Origin of the sequence: uncultured Oscillibacter sp., from assembly GCF_947654275.1 — a bacterium.
In the GTDB taxonomy this organism is placed as follows: domain Bacteria; phylum Bacillota; class Clostridia; order Oscillospirales; family Oscillospiraceae; genus Oscillibacter.
Map to the genome: position 1 here is coordinate 58,331 of NZ_CANTJS010000009.1, position 13,708 is coordinate 72,038.

Below are 13,708 nucleotides of genomic sequence, written 5' to 3' on the forward strand. Positions count from 1 at the left end.
CACTTGAAATAGGACCATAGAATTTGAGCCGGGGAGGAAACATGATGGATTGGCTGAACAACTGGAACGCGGCGCTGGATGATCTGGAGCTGCATCTTGACGGAGAAATTGATCTGGAAAAAACAGGGCGGATTGCAGGCTGCACGGCCTACCATTTTCAGCGAATGTTTTCCTACCTGGCAGGTGTGCCTCTGAGCGAGTATGTCCGGCGGCGGCGAATGACCCGGGCGGCGGCAGATCTTCAAAAAGGGGATAAGGTGCTGGATGTGGCGCTTCGGTATGGCTATGAGTCGCCCACCGCCTTTAACAGAGCCTTTCGCGCCGTCCATGGCATCGCGCCCTCTGCCGCAAAACAGGAGTGTGTAAGGCTAAAAGCCTTTCCAAGGATACGCTTTAAATTGGTTCTGAAAGGAGATACTGAGATGGAATATCAGATTGTGAAAAAGGAGGCGTTCCGCATCGTGGGTTTTCGGACCCGCATCCCCAAAGACCAGGATGAGAGCTTTCGGGTGGTCCCTGAGTTCTGGGCGGAGACGGGTCCCCGGCTGGGGGAACTGATTCCCCTGATGAGCCCTGATATGGAAGGGGTGTTAGGCGTTTGTACTTGTCACCTGGAGGAAAACTTTTACTATATCGCCGTGGCCTCCTCCGAGCCTGTTCCGGCGGGACTGTGCGAGTGGACCGTGCCAGCCGCCACATGGGCGGTATTCTCCGGCTGCGGCAGACTGCCTATGGACATTCAAAATCTGCAAAAACGGATTGTGACAGAGTGGCTGCCCGATTCCGGATATGAGTGGGCACAGGCTCCCGACATTGAAATCTATCTGGACCCGCCGGGGGTGGAGGACGGACGCTTTCAGGTGTGGCTTCCCATTGTCAAAAACCAATAAAGAGAATGCCGGCCAATCCGCAGCTTTGCGAATGTATTCCGGCGGGGCGTTCCGACAGGGCCTGTGAGGCTTGACGGCGGGAAATAAGACGCACCCTTTTGCCGGCGCCGCATAAGCTGGACGGAGAGGGGGAGAGGCCATGATTCCTCAGCTGCGTCCATATGACCGGGAAGCCGCCGTTCTGTATGCCCATCAGTGGGCCTACGGACGAAATCCGCTCTTTTATGACTATGAATATCTGGGCGGCGACTGCACAAACTTTGCGTCTCAATGTCTCTATGCCGGAAGCGGCATCATGAATTACACGCCTACCTATGGATGGTATTATATCAGTCCCAACCAGAAAGCGCCGGCCTGGACCGGCGTGCCGTACCTGTACAATTTCCTGACCCGGAACCAGCGCTCCGTCGGCCCGGCAGGGGAGCCCTGCGGCATAGAGGAGCTTCTGCCCGGTGACCTGATTCAGCTCTCTTTCAAGGGGGAGAGCTTCCAGCACTCGCCCATTGTCGTTTCGGTGGGTACACCGGCGACGCCGGAAAATGTGCTGATTGCCGCCCATAGCTACGACGCCGACTACAGGCCTCTGTCGACCTATGAATACCGGGCCATCCGTATGCTGCATATCATCGGCGTTTTCCGTCCATAAAACAGCAGCGCACCCATGAAAGGGACGTGTTTTTCATCCTCCTGCCGCGTCAAAACCGTTTAAGCGTTTACTTGAAGGAACCCGTAAAGGGTTCCTTTTCCATGTCCCGGCGGAAGCGCGGCGCAGGAAGCCGGCATAAATCTGCTGGTATGCCTGCCGGTTTCAACTTTTGCCGGAACGACTGTGGGCGGTTATCCATCATGGATAACCGCCCTGCCTGCCTGAAGGCAGCTTACCAGTCCCGCTCCCGAATCGCCTCCTCCACGTCAATGGGAATGCCGAACCACTCCAGAAGATAGCCGACGGTTTCCCCAATACAGTCCCGGGCCACCGTTTCAAGCTCACTGCCGTTCTCGTCGAATTCCTCCTGAAGGTCGTTGATGGCGCAGACCACTCCGTCCAGCCTGGCCTGAATGGCCTCGGTATCGGTTTCGCCGGTCTCCAGCAGGTCAATCACCGTTTGAAGTGCGGCCTTCACCTTGTCCACCAGAAAATCGGGGTAGTACTCGTCCCGGTACATCTCGCTCAGCAGCTGATAGTCTCTGTCAAATGCTTTCATCCTGTGCTCCTCTCAAACTAAGATTTGTTGAAATGAAGTGTATCACAGCCGGTGTCCGGATTCAAGCGGCTGCCGTCGCCGGGGCTGAAAAGAGGCAGGCACGTCCGTTCCGCCCTGGGGCATGAACAGGCCGCGGCCATGGGACAGACGCCGGCAGGCGGGGAAATCCCGCCGCTGCCTGAAGAACCTCCGGCGCGTAAACGCCTGGCGCAAGGAAAAAGTAAAAAAGAAGCTCCGATTTTGCGGTTGCGCATGACACTGAAATTTGATATACTAATAAAGATTGTAAAAATCAACAGGGAAAACCGCCGAAAGGAGAGGGGCATGCGAATCTTAGGCATTGATCCCGGCTTTGCCACCATCGGCTTCGGCCTGGTGGAAGCCGAGCGGGGACAGGTACATATGAAAACCTACGGCACCGTCACCACCCCGGCGGGACTGCCCCTCAGCCGGCGGCTCTACCAGATCGGCACAGATATGGAGGACCTGATCGGCCAGCTGAAGCCCCATGTGATTTCCATTGAAGAGCTGTTTTTCAATACCAATATCACCACCGGCATCGCCGTGGCCCACGGGCGGGGCGTGATTCTCTACGCCGCGGAAAGATGCGGCGTCCCCCTGTACGAATATACGCCCTCGCAGGTAAAGCTGTCGGTGACGGGCTACGGCAAGGCGGAAAAACGGCAGGTGATGGACATGACACGGCGGCTGTTGAAGCTGAACGCCATTCCCCGGCCCGACGATGCCGCCGACGCCCTGGCTCTGGCAATCTGCCACGCCAGAAGCGCGACGTCCCGGCTTCCCAGAACGGGGGACGTGAAGGAGACCATCTGAGAACTGAAGAGGAAGTCCGGCTTTGCCGGGCGGAGAAAGAGGAGTTGCGATGTTTTACTATCTGGAGGGCACGGTGGCGGAGCTGCTGCCCTATCTGGCGGTGATTGACTGCGGCGGCGTGGGCTACGCCTGCAAAACCACCAACAACACCCTGTCGGCCCTGAAAAAGGGCCAGAGGGGAAAGCTCTACACCTATCTGAACGTAGGCGACGGCATTTTTGAGCTGTACGGCTTCGCCACGCAGAGAGAGCTGAACAGCTTCCGGCTGCTGATTGGCGTTTCCGGCGTGGGCCCCAAGGCGGCGCTGGCTATTTTGTCCGTGGGAACGCCGGAGACCCTGGCCATGGCCATTGTCACCGGCGATGAGAAGAGCCTGACGGCGGCCCCGGGCATCGGCAAGAAAATTGCCCAGCGTATCATTCTGGAGCTGAAGGACAAAATGGCTAAGGAGACCGGCGGCAGTCTGGATTTCTCCGGCGGCAAGGGCGGACCCGCTCCCGCCATGTTCGCCAGCAAGGCCGCCGAGGCCGCCCAGGCCCTGGCGGTGCTGGGATATACCAGCCAGGAGGTCTCGGCAGCCCTGAAGGGGCTGGATGTGGAACAGCTGCCCCTGGAGGAAATTGTCCGGCAGGGCTTGAAGCGGATGGCAAAGTTGTAAGAACCTGTATTCACAATCGCTGCACGCCGTTTGGCCGGTCTTTTTCCCGTCATACTGCGTCGATTTTCCTTGCCATACGTCAGTATGGCTGCGAAAAATCTCCTTGCCTGACGGCAAAAATCCTCACCCATCCGGCATCCCCCGGCTATGAATACAGGTTCTAAGCAGAAACAGGGAAGGGAGCATCGAGAAATGGACCCATTGGACGTATTTCATGAAACCCCCAAACAGAGCGCCGGCCCGTCCGGCGGCGAGGAGATCTCCGCCCCCGGCTGGGACGCCATTACGGAGGCGTTCCAAACGCTCTATCCTGGCCAGGAGCATCCCCTTCACTTCGGGGTCCTGATTCCCTGGCAGCTGGGAGGGCCAAACCCTTTACAGGGCGTCAGCGCCTACGACGGCGGGGATTTCTTCCACCTTGTTACCTACGGGCTGACGGACCTCTATGAGAAAGAGGGAACGGACCCGGACTACAGCGGCTACGGCTATGAATTTACCATGAAGCTCCGCAAGGCGGGGCTGGAGGACGTTCATGCCGAGCTGCACTGTGCCGCCGGAATTTTGCAGGACCTGGCGAAGCTGACCTTTGAGAAGGGCGAGCAGTTCTATCCCAATGAGTATATCTACACCGGCCAGACTACCGGGATGGACGTGAGGCAGGTCTCGAAGCTCACCGGCTTCATCACCGCATGGGATGAGGCGGGGACCATCGAGACCCCCAACGGGAAGGTGGACTTCGTGCAGCTGATCGGCGCGACAGACCCGGAGCTGCGGGCCGTTATGGACGGAACGCTCCGGGTGGCGGAGCTGGCGGAACGGCTGGGCGGCTGGACAGACTACACAAGAGACAGCACGGTTTGAGCCGCTGTCTCCACGACAGGGAAGGGAGCGAACGCAGATGGCAAAATATGAACGCAGGTTTCAGGGAGACTTTGACGGGGTTCTCCACCGGCTGCACGAGGGCATTTTAAGCGGGAGCGCGTCTGCCAGCTTCGAGAACGGCAGCGATTACGCCGCCGGAAACGTCCGCTGCGCGGTCCGGGTCTATGAGCGGTACAGCGTTGCCGGGGGCAACCGGCTCAGTGTCAGCGTGACGCTGGTGGGGCAGGACAGGGATCTGTTCCTGTCCGCCATCACAGCCGGCGGAAGTCAGGCTATGTTTTTTAAAATCAACACATGGGGTGAGGAGGCCTTTCTGGAGAAGGTCCGGAATATTGCCGAAACACTCTGAAGAAAAAGGGAGGGGAGAGCCATGCTGCTTTCTTCGCTGGCTGCCCTGGGGTTTCTCGGCAGCATATTGATGATGTTCCGCTTTTCCAAGTACTGCCGCCTGCTCAATAAGCGCTGGGAGCTGGACCGGGAGACGGCGGACCGCTATCAGGCGGGGGCCCAGCGCAGTCTGGCGGCTATGGGCGCTTTGCTGGGCGGCTGCGTGGCCGCGATTATTCTGAAGGCTCTGATTTCCTGAATGGGCGCTCCCGGCTATCAAGAAGCCCCGGAGAGGGGACAGGACGAGGAAGTGAGTATGTGAGCATCGACTTTGGAAACGATATTTATGAGGAGCCCATTGTAGCGAAGACCTTCCTTCAGGAGGACGCCCAGGAGGGCTCTTTGCGCCCCAGGACGCTCCGGGAGTACATCGGTCAGGAGAAGGCCAAGGAGAATCTCTCCATTTTCATTCAGGCCGCCCGGAAGCGGGAGGAATCCCTGGATCATGTGCTGCTCCACGGTCCTCCGGGCCTGGGCAAAACCACGCTGGCGGGCATCATTGCTCAGGAGATGGGGGTGAACATCCGCATCACCTCCGGCCCCGCCATAGAGAAGCCCGGCGACCTGGCGGCCCTGCTGACGAATCTGAACGAGGGAGACATTCTCTTTGTGGATGAAATCCACCGGCTGAACCGCTCCGTGGAGGAAATTCTGTACCCCGCCATGGAGGACTATGTGCTGGACATTATTGTGGGGAAAGGGCCCTCTGCCAACTCCATCCGGCTGGACCTGTCCCGGTTCACCCTGATCGGGGCTACCACCCGGGCGGGCCAGCTCTCCGCGCCTCTGCGGGACCGTTTCGGCGTAACGCTGCGTCTGGAGCTCTACACGCCGGAGGAGCTGTCCCGTATTGTGACCCGCTCCGCCCGGATTCTGAATGTGGAGATTGTGGAGGAGGGAGCCATGGAGGTCGCCAGGCGCTCCCGGGGCACGCCCCGCATCGCCAACCGGATGCTCCGCCGGGTCCGGGACTTCGCCCAGGTGAAGGCCGACGGCATCATCACCAAGGACGTGGCGGACCAGGCCCTGTCCGCCCTGGAAATTGACTATCTGGGTCTGGACCCGGTGGACCGGCGGATGATGGCGGCCATCATCGACAACTACGGCGGCGGTCCCGTGGGACTGGAGACCCTGGCGGCCACCATCGGAGAGGAGTCCGTGACCCTGGAAGACGTTTATGAGCCCTACCTGATGCAGCTGGGCTTTTTGACACGGACCCCCCGGGGCCGCTGCGTGACGCAGAAGGCCTATCAGCATCTCCACAGAACCGTCCCCGGCGGCGCGCAGGGGGATTTGATGGACCAGCTGACGCTGTGAGGGGGCCGGAGTATCTGGTGTCCGTCCGCCTCCGGCGGGCGCTGCCGGAGGGAAGCTGGCTCCGGCGGCTGGGTCCGGTGCGCTGGCTGACGGAGAGGCACGCGCTGGAATTTGACCGGCCCGTCACCTTCCTGGTGGGGGAGAACGGGACGGGGAAGTCCACACTGCTGGAGGGCATCGCCGTGGCCTGCGGCTTCAACCCCGAGGGCGGCACCCGGAATTTCAATTTCTCCACCCGGGCCACACACTCCGAGCTGGGGGAGTACCTGACCCCCGCCCGGAGGCGCTACGCAAGAGACGGCTTTTTCCTCCGTGCCGAGAGCTTTTACAACGTGGCTACCAACATTGACGAGATGGACGAAACCCTTGCCGCAAGCCCCAGGCTGATTGACAGCTACGGCGGCGTGTCCCTCCACTGCCAGTCCCACGGGGAGAGTTTTCTGGCGCTGGTTCAGAACCGCTTCGGCGGGGAAGGGCTGTACCTGCTGGACGAACCGGAGGCGGCCCTGTCGCCCACCCGGCTTCTGACGCTGCTGGGGGAGATGAACGCGCTGGTGAAGGCGGATTCTCAATTCATCGTGGCCACCCATTCGCCAATCCTGATGGCGTTCCCCGGGGCCCGGATTTACGAGCTCAGCGGAACGGGCATCCGGGCGGCGGAGTACCGGGAGACAGAGCATTATCAATTGACAAAGCGTTTTTTAGATGACCCGGAACGGATGCTGCGGTATCTGCTGAAGGACGAGTAAGGAGGGAAGACGATGCTGGAACGGTATCTTTTGGATATAGAGGGCGCGGAGATGTACGACCTCCGGAAGGGCATAGAGCTGGGCAGGTTCCACGAGGTCTACAAGCTGGCGGGCCCGGCGCTGGAGGATATGCTGTGCATCCAGGGCGAGGATGAGTGGATGGACTTCGTGACGCAGCAGGGTCCGGAGCTGGAGGAGCGCCCCCTGTGCCTGCACCTGGCGGCGTGGCACCGCCGCTGCGTGGAGATCGGCTGCTATGAGGGGGACGTGACGGAAAAGCTGGCGGACTACCTTCGGAACAACCTGACGGAGGAACAGTTCAGCAGCATGGAGCGCCCGGCGGTCAATGTGGACATCGATGAGCCGAACGGGGACCTGGGGCCCCAGCTGGAGCCGTATCGCAGGCAGGCGGAAGCCTGGGGCTGCAAGCTGCACGCCTTCTTTGACGACACATACTGCGCGGGGCTCTACTTCGTCTTTCTGGAGAAGCCCCGGCCGGGGCGCATATAATGGAAGAACTGCTCTTCTGGCTCTTCACACTGATGACGGCCCTTCTGATTCCCGGGTGCATGATTGGCTTCGGACGGCACTTCCGGGACCATCCTCCCGGGGAAATCAACGGCGGCTATGGCTACCGTACCGCCCGCTCCATGCGGAACCGGGAGACCTAGGACTTTGCCCATGCTTACAGCGGGCGGTTCTGGTACCGGGCGGGCCGGCCCATGCTGGCGGTTACGCTGGTGTGGATGCCGGCGCTGCTTGGGCGGGACGTCGGCACGGTGGGGCGGTCTGGCATCCTATTGACAGGCTTGCAGCTGGTTCCTCTTCTGGCGGTCATTCCCGCCACGGAACGGGCGCTGAAACGTGAATTTGACGATTTTGGAAGAAAGAGGTAATGGAATTTATGGGTAAGCTATTTGGAACCGACGGCATCCGGGGCGTGGTGGGCGAGAATCTGACGGCGGACATGGCCTTTCGTGTGGGGCAGGCGGTGGCCGAGGTCCTGAGAGAGGAAAAGAACGGGGACCGTCCCACCGTGGTCATCGGCAAGGACACCCGCATTTCCTCCGACATGCTGGAATCCGCTCTGATTGCGGGCATCTGCGACCAGGGGGGCGACGTGAAGCCGGTGGGGGATATCCCCACGCCCGCCGTGGCCTATCTGACCCGGCAGGAGAGGGCGGACGCCGGCATCGTCATTTCCGCCTCCCACAATCCCTATGAGCACAACGGCATCAAGGTTTTCAACAGCCAGGGGTACAAACTCCCCGACGAGCTGGAGAACCGCGTGGAGGAAAAGGTTCTGTCGGACCGGCCCATGGAGCACCGCACCCGGGGGGAGATCGGCCGCCGGCACCACGGCATGAAGCAGCTGAAACGGGATTACATCGACTTCGTGGCCTCTACCATCGAGTCGGACCTCTCGGGGCTCCGCATCCTGGTGGACTGCGCCAACGGCGCCGCCAGCGCCACCGCGCCGGAGCTCTTCGGGCGCTTCAAGGCCCACACGGTGTTCCTTCACCGGACCCCGGACGGCGTGAACATCAATGCCCGGTGCGGCTCCACCCATCTGGAGGACCTGGCGGACCAGGTGAGGGCAGAGGGCTATGACATCGGCGTGGCCTTTGACGGCGACGCGGACCGCTGCCTGCTGGTGGATGAGACGGGCAGCGTCATTGACGGCGACAAGGTCATGGCTGTCTGCGCCCTGGACCTCAAGCGCCGGGGGCTGCTGCGGGGCAACGCCATGGTGGCGACGGTCATGAGCAACCTGGGACTTCACGAATTCTGCCGGAATTACGGCATCGACCTGATCTGCACCGCCGTGGGCGACCGGAACGTTCTGGAAGAAATGCTCCGCCGGGATTACCGCGTCGGCGGGGAGCAGTCCGGGCACACCATTTTCACCGCCCTGGAGACCACCGGCGACGGCCAGGTGACCGCCCTTCAGTTCCTTCAGGTGCTGGCCCGGTCCGGAAAAAAGGCCTCGGAGCTGGCCTCCGTCTGCGCGTCCTACCCTCAGGTTCTGGTCAATCTGGAGGTTCCCCACAGCGGCGGCGTCAAGGAGAAAATCATGGCCTCGCCCCAGCTGGCCGAAGCGGTGCGCCGTGAGGAGGAGACTTTGGCAGGGGAGGGCCGCGTTCTGGTCCGGGCCTCCGGAACGGAGGCGCTGATTCGGGTGATGGTTGAGGCAAAGACCAGCCAGATTGCACAAAATACGGCGGATCGTTTAGTGAGCCTTGTGAAATCGCTGGATTTCTGAGCGAATTTTTTATAATCAGCAGCAACAATTCTGTCAAAACTATACAAAAATTTTGCTTTTTTTCAGATGAGTCAATAAAAATGCAAGATTTTCCAGAGAATTTTTGAAGATTTTGATAAAATACTTGACATTTTCAGGGACAGGCGGGTATAATACATCATGTGCACTACTTACAAAAACGAAATACTGGCGTTGGAGGATCAGTCGGACGAGGCGCTTTGTCTCCTGGCTGCTTCCGGGAACCGAATGGCGGAGGAAACACTGGTAGCTCGATACAATCGTCTGGTGCGCACCTGTGCCCGTCCGTTCTTTCTGGCAGGCGGGGACAGTGAGGACCTGACCCAAGAGGGAATGGTCGGACTGATTACGGCAGTCCGGGAATATAACTCGGAAAAAGAAACGTCTTTCCGAACCTTCGCAGAGATCTGCATCCGCAGCCGGCTCTATTCTGTAATCCGCGCTGACCGGCGGGATAAGCAGCAGCCCTTGAATCAATCGGTATCTCTGGATACTCCATACTTTGAGTTTGAAAGCAATTCCATCGCTTCTGGTACCAGTAATTTGGCGCAGCGTAATCCTGAAGATTTCCTGATCGACAGAGAACACACGGCGGCCCTCTTATCCGGTGTCCGGAAACAGTTGTCCGAATTTGAAGCGAGGATCTTGGGGTATTATTTGGATGGTCTTTCTTGCAGGGAAATTGCCAAGGCAGTGAATAAGCCCCCAAAATCCGTGGACAACGCTGTGCAGCGCATTCGTCGCAAGGTGGCACGGCACTTACTTTCCGGCGATTTCAGCAGATGCTGAACGCAATATATTTTCTTTTCAAAGAGAGGGTAACATCATGTACGAAGACAAGACTTTAGTGTGCAAAGAGTGTGGTCAGGAGTTCGTGTTCACCGCCGGTGAGCAGGAGTTCTATGCTGAGCGCGGTTTCCAGAACGAGCCCCAGCGCTGCAAGTCCTGCCGCGACGCCCGCAAGAACGCCGCCCGCGGTCCCCGTGAGTACTTCACCGCTGTCTGCGCCGCCTGCGGCGGCGAGGCCCGCGTGCCCTTCGAGCCCCGGTCCGACCGTCCCGTTTATTGCAGCGAGTGCTTCGCGAAGATGCGGGAGCAGCAGAGATAAGGGAAGATTCCACGTTTGCACTGAATGCAACAGGACAGCCTCACGCCTTCGCGTGGGGCTGTTTTGCGCCTCCGCTCCAACGGAGCCGCCCGCAGAAGAATCAAAATCAAAAGTTATCAAAAGTTATCAAAAAACCTTTGACAGGAGGATTTTGAGATGGGACTGTTTGACAGATTCGCAGAGAAACGAAAGAGTCAGGACCTGCCGGAAGCCGGAAACCACAAAGGCTGGGAGATTCTTCTTGCGCCCTCGTCTCACCTGGCGGAAGAGGTCTTCTATGGGGAGGACGGCGAATACCGGGTTTCTTTTCGGGTGAACGACGCCTTCAGGCCGGCAAAATCCCACGCCGGAGAGGTGGAGATGCTCCATACCTACGCGCCTGACAGCGAATATGGGGAGGAAGGGGCCTGCCCGAGCCTTGCGGTGCAGTGCGACGACGAGGTATACTGCGCTGTGGAGGCGTACAAGGAGACGGGGACCGTTCCGGAGGCCCTGGCGCTGACGCCGCTGTCCGGGCCGTTTTACTTCAAGGCCAGAATCGAATATTATGGAAACCTGATGTATTTTTACGGAATGGACCTCTGCGGCGGGACCCTGGAGCATCATGGCCTGTGCATGGTTTATCCCAAGGCGCTGGCGGGAACCGAAGCGGAAGGGAAGCTGACGGCGGTTCTGGACGAGGCGGCGGAGAGCTGGTCGGAGGAGAGGGAGGCATAAATTGCGTGGCCGGCTTTTCGGCTTTTGTGGGATTTTCTATTGAATTCAGACAAACAATAGGGTATAATACTCAGCGGTGATTTTTGGAGCGGCTTCGGCTCTGTTCAGGAGCAGGGCCGGACCGCAAATGAAAAACGGAGGTTTGTAAACAATGATTCAGATTACAAAAGACACCATCATTGGTGACATTCTGGACCTGGCGCCCCAGACCGCGCCTATCTTCCTGTCCATCGGCATGCACTGCCTGGGCTGCCCCTCTTCCCGGGGTGAGACGGTGGAGGAGGCCTGCATGGTCCACGGCATCGACGTGGAAAAGCTGCTGGCTCTGGTGAATGAAGAGGCCAACAAGGCCCAGTGAGGGGCCGGAGATTTTCCGCAGCCGGAGCGGAAGGGGCGGGATGAAGCGCCTTGAACTGACGCCCCGGCTGCGTCTGCTGGCCGAATGGGTCCCCCCCGGCGGGCGGATCGCTGATGTTGGCACAGATCACGCCTATCTGCCCGTGTGGCTGCGGCTCCACGGGCGCGTGGTCTCTGCCATTGCCTGCGATCTGCGGAAGGGCCCTCTGGAACGGGCCAGGGAAACCGGCCGGCTCTACGGTGCGGACTGTATCGACTACCGGTTGGGCAACGGGCTGTCGGTGGTGTCTCCGGAGGAGGCCGATACCATCGTCATTGCCGGCATGGGCGGCGAGAACATCGCCGCCATTCTGGAACGGGCCCCCTGGACGGCGGAGGGAGCACACACGCTGCTGCTTCAGCCCCAGTCACGGGCGGAGGCGCTGCGGCGCTTTCTGATGGACCACGGCTATGCCATCCGCCGGGAGGCGCTGGCGCTGGACCGGGGAACCATCTATCCTGTGATGGAGGCCGGGGGAGGGGAGATGTCCCTGACCCTGGGCCAGCTCCATGGCGGCGCGGCCCTTGTTCACGACCCCCTGGGGGAACGGTACATCATCGAAAAGATTATCCGGCTGCAAGCCGCCGTGGCGGGCCTGAACCGCTCCGGCGCTGAAGCAGATCAGAAGCATGGAGATGAGCTGCGGGAAATCATCACCGCGCTGCTGTCCATGAGAGAGGAGTGGCGGAATGCCCAGAGTAGGTGAAATTGAGGCGGCCCTGTTTGAGATTGCCCCCAGAGACTGCGCCATGGACTGGGACAACGTGGGCCTGCTGACGGGCAAGCCGGGCAGGGAAGTGCGGAAGGTGCTGGTCTCCCTGGACATCACCCTGGACGTAATTGAGGAGGCCGGGCGCTGGGGCGCGGACCTGATTGTGGCCCATCATCCCGTCATCTTCAACGGTCAAAAGACCGTGACGGACCGGGACGTGGTGGGACGGCGGATTCTCCAGCTGGTGGAGCGGAATATCTCCGCCATCTGTATGCACACGAACCTGGATACCGCCGGCGGCGGCGTCAACGACACCCTGGCGGAGTGGCTGGGCCTCCGGGATTTTTACTGTCTGGAGGAAACCGGCGTCCTCCGTGCGGGCGTTCTGGACGAGCCTATGGACCTGGGGGCGTTCGCCGCCAGAGTAGGGAAGACCTTGGGCTGCAACGGCGTCCGCTATGCCGACGCCGGGCGGCGCGTCCACCGGGTGGCAGTGGGCGGCGGGGCCTGCGGCGAGTTCGAGGACGCCGCCATCCGTGCCAATTGCGATACCTTCGTCACCGCCGACCTGAGCTACCACCAGTTCCTGGACGCGAAGGAGAAAGGCATCAACCTCGTTGACGCGGGGCATTTTCCCACGGAGGACCCCATCTGTCACGAGCTGATCGGCTACCTGCAAACCCGGTTTCCCGGCCTTCAAATTCAAAAAGCAAACCATCGGGAAGTCATTCAATATTACGTGGAAGGAGAATAAACGCCATGTCCGGACATTCCAAATGGCATAATATTCAGAAAACAAAGGGTGCGGCTGACGCCAAGCGTTCCGCCGCTTTCACCAAGATTGCGCGGGAAATCATCGTCGCCGTCAAGGAAGGCGGCTCCGGAGACCCCAATAACAATTCCCGGCTGGCCACGGTGATTGCCAAAGCAAAAGCGGTGAATATGCCCAACGACAACATCAAGCGCACCATTGACAAGGCCCTGGGGGCAGGGAATACCGACAGCTATGAGGCCGTTACCTACGAGGGCTACGGCCCCGGCGGCGTGGCAGTGATTGTGGAGGCCCTGACCGACAACCGCCAGCGCACCGCGCCGGAGGTCCGCCACGCCTTTGACAAGTGCAACGGCAACCTGGGGGCCATTGGCTGCGTGTCTTGGTCCTTTGACAAAAAAGGCGTGATTGTCATTGACAATGAGGACGGCGAGCTGGACGAGGATACGGTCATGATGGACGCCCTGGAGGCCGGAGCCGCCGACTTCGAGGCCGACGGCCCGGCTCTGGAGATTACCTGTGACCCCGACGTCTTCAACGATGTGGTCAAGGCTCTGGAAGCAAAGGGATACAGCTTTGTCAGCGCCGAGGTTGAAATGGTGCCCCAGAACTACATTACCCTCAGCGGCGAGGGAGACGTAAAAAATATGCAGAAGCTCATTGACATGCTGGAAGACAGCGACGACGTCCAGAATGTCTGGCACAACTGGGACAACGACTGAGCAATTGTCTGCGATCTGATACGCTAGAGGGTGTCTTCAAACAAACGCAGGACAAAATAAGGAAGCAGCAGTAAAAT

21 protein-coding genes are annotated in these 13,708 nt (G+C 59.8%); 20 read left to right on the forward strand and 1 reads right to left on the reverse strand.

Annotated elements, in window-relative coordinates; all coding sequences use genetic code 11:
• Positions 1-41 precede the first annotated feature (41 nt).
• Together Q0063_RS04015 and Q0063_RS04020 are read left to right on the forward strand one after the other, a co-directional pair.
• The gene (locus Q0063_RS04015) at positions 42-890 is read left to right on the forward strand and encodes an effector binding domain-containing protein (RefSeq protein WP_367180324.1); all 849 of its coding nucleotides are present in this window, start codon (positions 42-44) and stop codon (positions 888-890) included.
• A 139-nt stretch (positions 891-1,029) separates the two neighbouring features.
• Positions 1,030-1,536, forward strand: coding sequence for an amidase domain-containing protein (locus tag Q0063_RS04020; protein ID WP_297870686.1), 507 nt, complete (start codon positions 1,030-1,032; stop codon positions 1,534-1,536).
• 232 nt (positions 1,537-1,768) lie between these two features.
• Here the strand turns inward: Q0063_RS04020 and Q0063_RS04025 are convergent, their stop codons facing one another.
• Entirely contained in the window at positions 1,769-2,095 is a 327-nt protein-coding gene (locus Q0063_RS04025; RefSeq protein ID WP_297870687.1) for a DUF5713 family protein, read from the reverse strand.
• Positions 2,096-2,419: 324 nt separating this feature from the next.
• Here Q0063_RS04025 and ruvC point away from each other — a divergent pair, with 324 nt between their 5' ends.
• From ruvC to Q0063_RS04115, 18 genes are all read left to right on the forward strand, one after another.
• Positions 2,420-2,929, forward strand: coding sequence for a crossover junction endodeoxyribonuclease RuvC (gene ruvC, locus Q0063_RS04030; protein ID WP_297870688.1), 510 nt, complete (start codon positions 2,420-2,422; stop codon positions 2,927-2,929).
• A 49-nt stretch (positions 2,930-2,978) separates the two neighbouring features.
• Positions 2,979-3,587: a Holliday junction branch migration protein RuvA gene (gene ruvA, locus Q0063_RS04035; RefSeq protein ID WP_297870689.1), complete on the forward strand. Its 609-nt coding sequence runs from the start codon at positions 2,979-2,981 to the stop codon at positions 3,585-3,587.
• Positions 3,588-3,779: 192 nt separating this feature from the next.
• A complete protein-coding gene (locus Q0063_RS04040; protein ID WP_297870690.1) occupies positions 3,780-4,448 on the forward strand; it encodes a suppressor of fused domain protein in 669 nt (222 codons plus the stop codon).
• A gap of 37 nt (positions 4,449-4,485) precedes the next feature.
• The gene (locus tag Q0063_RS04045) at positions 4,486-4,818 is read left to right on the forward strand and encodes a DUF6054 family protein (protein WP_297870691.1); all 333 of its coding nucleotides are present in this window, start codon (positions 4,486-4,488) and stop codon (positions 4,816-4,818) included.
• Between the two features lie 21 nt (positions 4,819-4,839).
• On the forward strand, positions 4,840-5,055 hold the full coding sequence (locus tag Q0063_RS04050) for a hypothetical protein (protein WP_297870692.1): 216 nt from the start codon (positions 4,840-4,842) through the stop codon (positions 5,053-5,055).
• Between the two features lie 59 nt (positions 5,056-5,114).
• Positions 5,115-6,173, forward strand: a complete 1,059-nt coding sequence (gene ruvB, locus Q0063_RS04055; RefSeq protein WP_297870693.1) for a Holliday junction branch migration DNA helicase RuvB — start codon at positions 5,115-5,117, stop codon at positions 6,171-6,173.
• Positions 6,170-6,922: an AAA family ATPase gene (locus Q0063_RS04060; protein WP_297870694.1), complete on the forward strand. Its 753-nt coding sequence runs from the start codon at positions 6,170-6,172 to the stop codon at positions 6,920-6,922. The genes ruvB and Q0063_RS04060 overlap by 4 nt, the downstream gene beginning before the upstream one ends.
• Before the next feature lie 12 nt (positions 6,923-6,934).
• Complete coding sequence (locus Q0063_RS04065; protein ID WP_297870695.1) at positions 6,935-7,432, forward strand: hypothetical protein; 498 nt, start codon at positions 6,935-6,937, stop codon at positions 7,430-7,432.
• Positions 7,432-7,593 (forward strand): hypothetical protein, encoded by a 162-nt coding sequence (locus tag Q0063_RS04070; protein ID WP_297870696.1) that lies wholly within the window; start codon positions 7,432-7,434, stop codon positions 7,591-7,593. Before Q0063_RS04065 ends, Q0063_RS04070 begins: the two co-directional genes overlap by 1 nt.
• 51 nt (positions 7,594-7,644) lie before the next feature.
• Positions 7,645-7,818: a hypothetical protein gene (locus Q0063_RS04075; RefSeq protein ID WP_297870697.1), complete on the forward strand. Its 174-nt coding sequence runs from the start codon at positions 7,645-7,647 to the stop codon at positions 7,816-7,818.
• Positions 7,819-7,826: 8 nt separating this feature from the next.
• Complete coding sequence (glmM, locus tag Q0063_RS04080; RefSeq protein WP_297870698.1) at positions 7,827-9,185, forward strand: phosphoglucosamine mutase; 1,359 nt, start codon at positions 7,827-7,829, stop codon at positions 9,183-9,185.
• Positions 9,186-9,344: 159 nt separating this feature from the next.
• Entirely contained in the window at positions 9,345-9,992 is a 648-nt protein-coding gene (locus Q0063_RS04085; RefSeq protein WP_297870699.1) for a sigma-70 family RNA polymerase sigma factor, read from the forward strand.
• A 37-nt stretch (positions 9,993-10,029) separates the two neighbouring features.
• On the forward strand, positions 10,030-10,311 hold the full coding sequence (locus Q0063_RS04090; protein ID WP_295763394.1) for a zinc-ribbon domain containing protein: 282 nt from the start codon (positions 10,030-10,032) through the stop codon (positions 10,309-10,311).
• Between the two features lie 156 nt (positions 10,312-10,467).
• Positions 10,468-11,028: a hypothetical protein gene (locus Q0063_RS04095; RefSeq protein ID WP_297870700.1), complete on the forward strand. Its 561-nt coding sequence runs from the start codon at positions 10,468-10,470 to the stop codon at positions 11,026-11,028.
• A gap of 151 nt (positions 11,029-11,179) precedes the next feature.
• Positions 11,180-11,386, forward strand: a complete 207-nt coding sequence (locus Q0063_RS04100) for a DUF1858 domain-containing protein (RefSeq protein WP_297870701.1) — start codon at positions 11,180-11,182, stop codon at positions 11,384-11,386.
• 40 nt (positions 11,387-11,426) lie between these two features.
• Positions 11,427-12,131, forward strand: coding sequence for a class I SAM-dependent methyltransferase (locus Q0063_RS04105; protein ID WP_297870702.1), 705 nt, complete (start codon positions 11,427-11,429; stop codon positions 12,129-12,131).
• Positions 12,115-12,891 (forward strand): Nif3-like dinuclear metal center hexameric protein, encoded by a 777-nt coding sequence (locus Q0063_RS04110; RefSeq protein WP_297870703.1) that lies wholly within the window; start codon positions 12,115-12,117, stop codon positions 12,889-12,891. The genes Q0063_RS04105 and Q0063_RS04110 overlap by 17 nt, the downstream gene beginning before the upstream one ends.
• Positions 12,892-12,896: 5 nt before the next feature.
• Entirely contained in the window at positions 12,897-13,631 is a 735-nt protein-coding gene (locus Q0063_RS04115; RefSeq protein ID WP_297870704.1) for a YebC/PmpR family DNA-binding transcriptional regulator, read from the forward strand.
• Positions 13,632-13,708 lie beyond the last annotated feature (77 nt).

Coding starts and splice junctions, on each gene's coding strand:
- Q0063_RS04065 (WP_297870695.1), top strand. CDS start 6,935: ATGCTGGAACGGTATCTTTTGGATATAGAGGGCGCGGAGATGTACGAC.
- Q0063_RS04070 (WP_297870696.1), top strand. CDS start 7,432: ATGGAAGAACTGCTCTTCTGGCTCTTCACACTGATGACGGCCCTTCTG.
- Q0063_RS04025 (WP_297870687.1), bottom strand. CDS start 2,095: ATGAAAGCATTTGACAGAGACTATCAGCTGCTGAGCGAGATGTACCGG.
- ruvC (WP_297870688.1), top strand. CDS start 2,420: ATGCGAATCTTAGGCATTGATCCCGGCTTTGCCACCATCGGCTTCGGC.
- Q0063_RS04100 (WP_297870701.1), top strand. CDS start 11,180: ATGATTCAGATTACAAAAGACACCATCATTGGTGACATTCTGGACCTG.
- glmM (WP_297870698.1), top strand. CDS start 7,827: ATGGGTAAGCTATTTGGAACCGACGGCATCCGGGGCGTGGTGGGCGAG.
- Q0063_RS04050 (WP_297870692.1), top strand. CDS start 4,840: ATGCTGCTTTCTTCGCTGGCTGCCCTGGGGTTTCTCGGCAGCATATTG.
- Q0063_RS04020 (WP_297870686.1), top strand. CDS start 1,030: ATGATTCCTCAGCTGCGTCCATATGACCGGGAAGCCGCCGTTCTGTAT.
- Q0063_RS04095 (WP_297870700.1), top strand. CDS start 10,468: ATGGGACTGTTTGACAGATTCGCAGAGAAACGAAAGAGTCAGGACCTG.
- Q0063_RS04075 (WP_297870697.1), top strand. CDS start 7,645: ATGCTGGCGGTTACGCTGGTGTGGATGCCGGCGCTGCTTGGGCGGGAC.
- Q0063_RS04045 (WP_297870691.1), top strand. CDS start 4,486: ATGGCAAAATATGAACGCAGGTTTCAGGGAGACTTTGACGGGGTTCTC.
- Q0063_RS04085 (WP_297870699.1), top strand. CDS start 9,345: ATGTGCACTACTTACAAAAACGAAATACTGGCGTTGGAGGATCAGTCG.
- Q0063_RS04115 (WP_297870704.1), top strand. CDS start 12,897: ATGTCCGGACATTCCAAATGGCATAATATTCAGAAAACAAAGGGTGCG.
- Q0063_RS04015 (WP_367180324.1), top strand. CDS start 42: ATGATGGATTGGCTGAACAACTGGAACGCGGCGCTGGATGATCTGGAG.
- Q0063_RS04090 (WP_295763394.1), top strand. CDS start 10,030: ATGTACGAAGACAAGACTTTAGTGTGCAAAGAGTGTGGTCAGGAGTTC.
- Q0063_RS04105 (WP_297870702.1), top strand. CDS start 11,427: ATGAAGCGCCTTGAACTGACGCCCCGGCTGCGTCTGCTGGCCGAATGG.
- ruvA (WP_297870689.1), top strand. CDS start 2,979: ATGTTTTACTATCTGGAGGGCACGGTGGCGGAGCTGCTGCCCTATCTG.
- Q0063_RS04110 (WP_297870703.1), top strand. CDS start 12,115: ATGCCCAGAGTAGGTGAAATTGAGGCGGCCCTGTTTGAGATTGCCCCC.
- Q0063_RS04040 (WP_297870690.1), top strand. CDS start 3,780: ATGGACCCATTGGACGTATTTCATGAAACCCCCAAACAGAGCGCCGGC.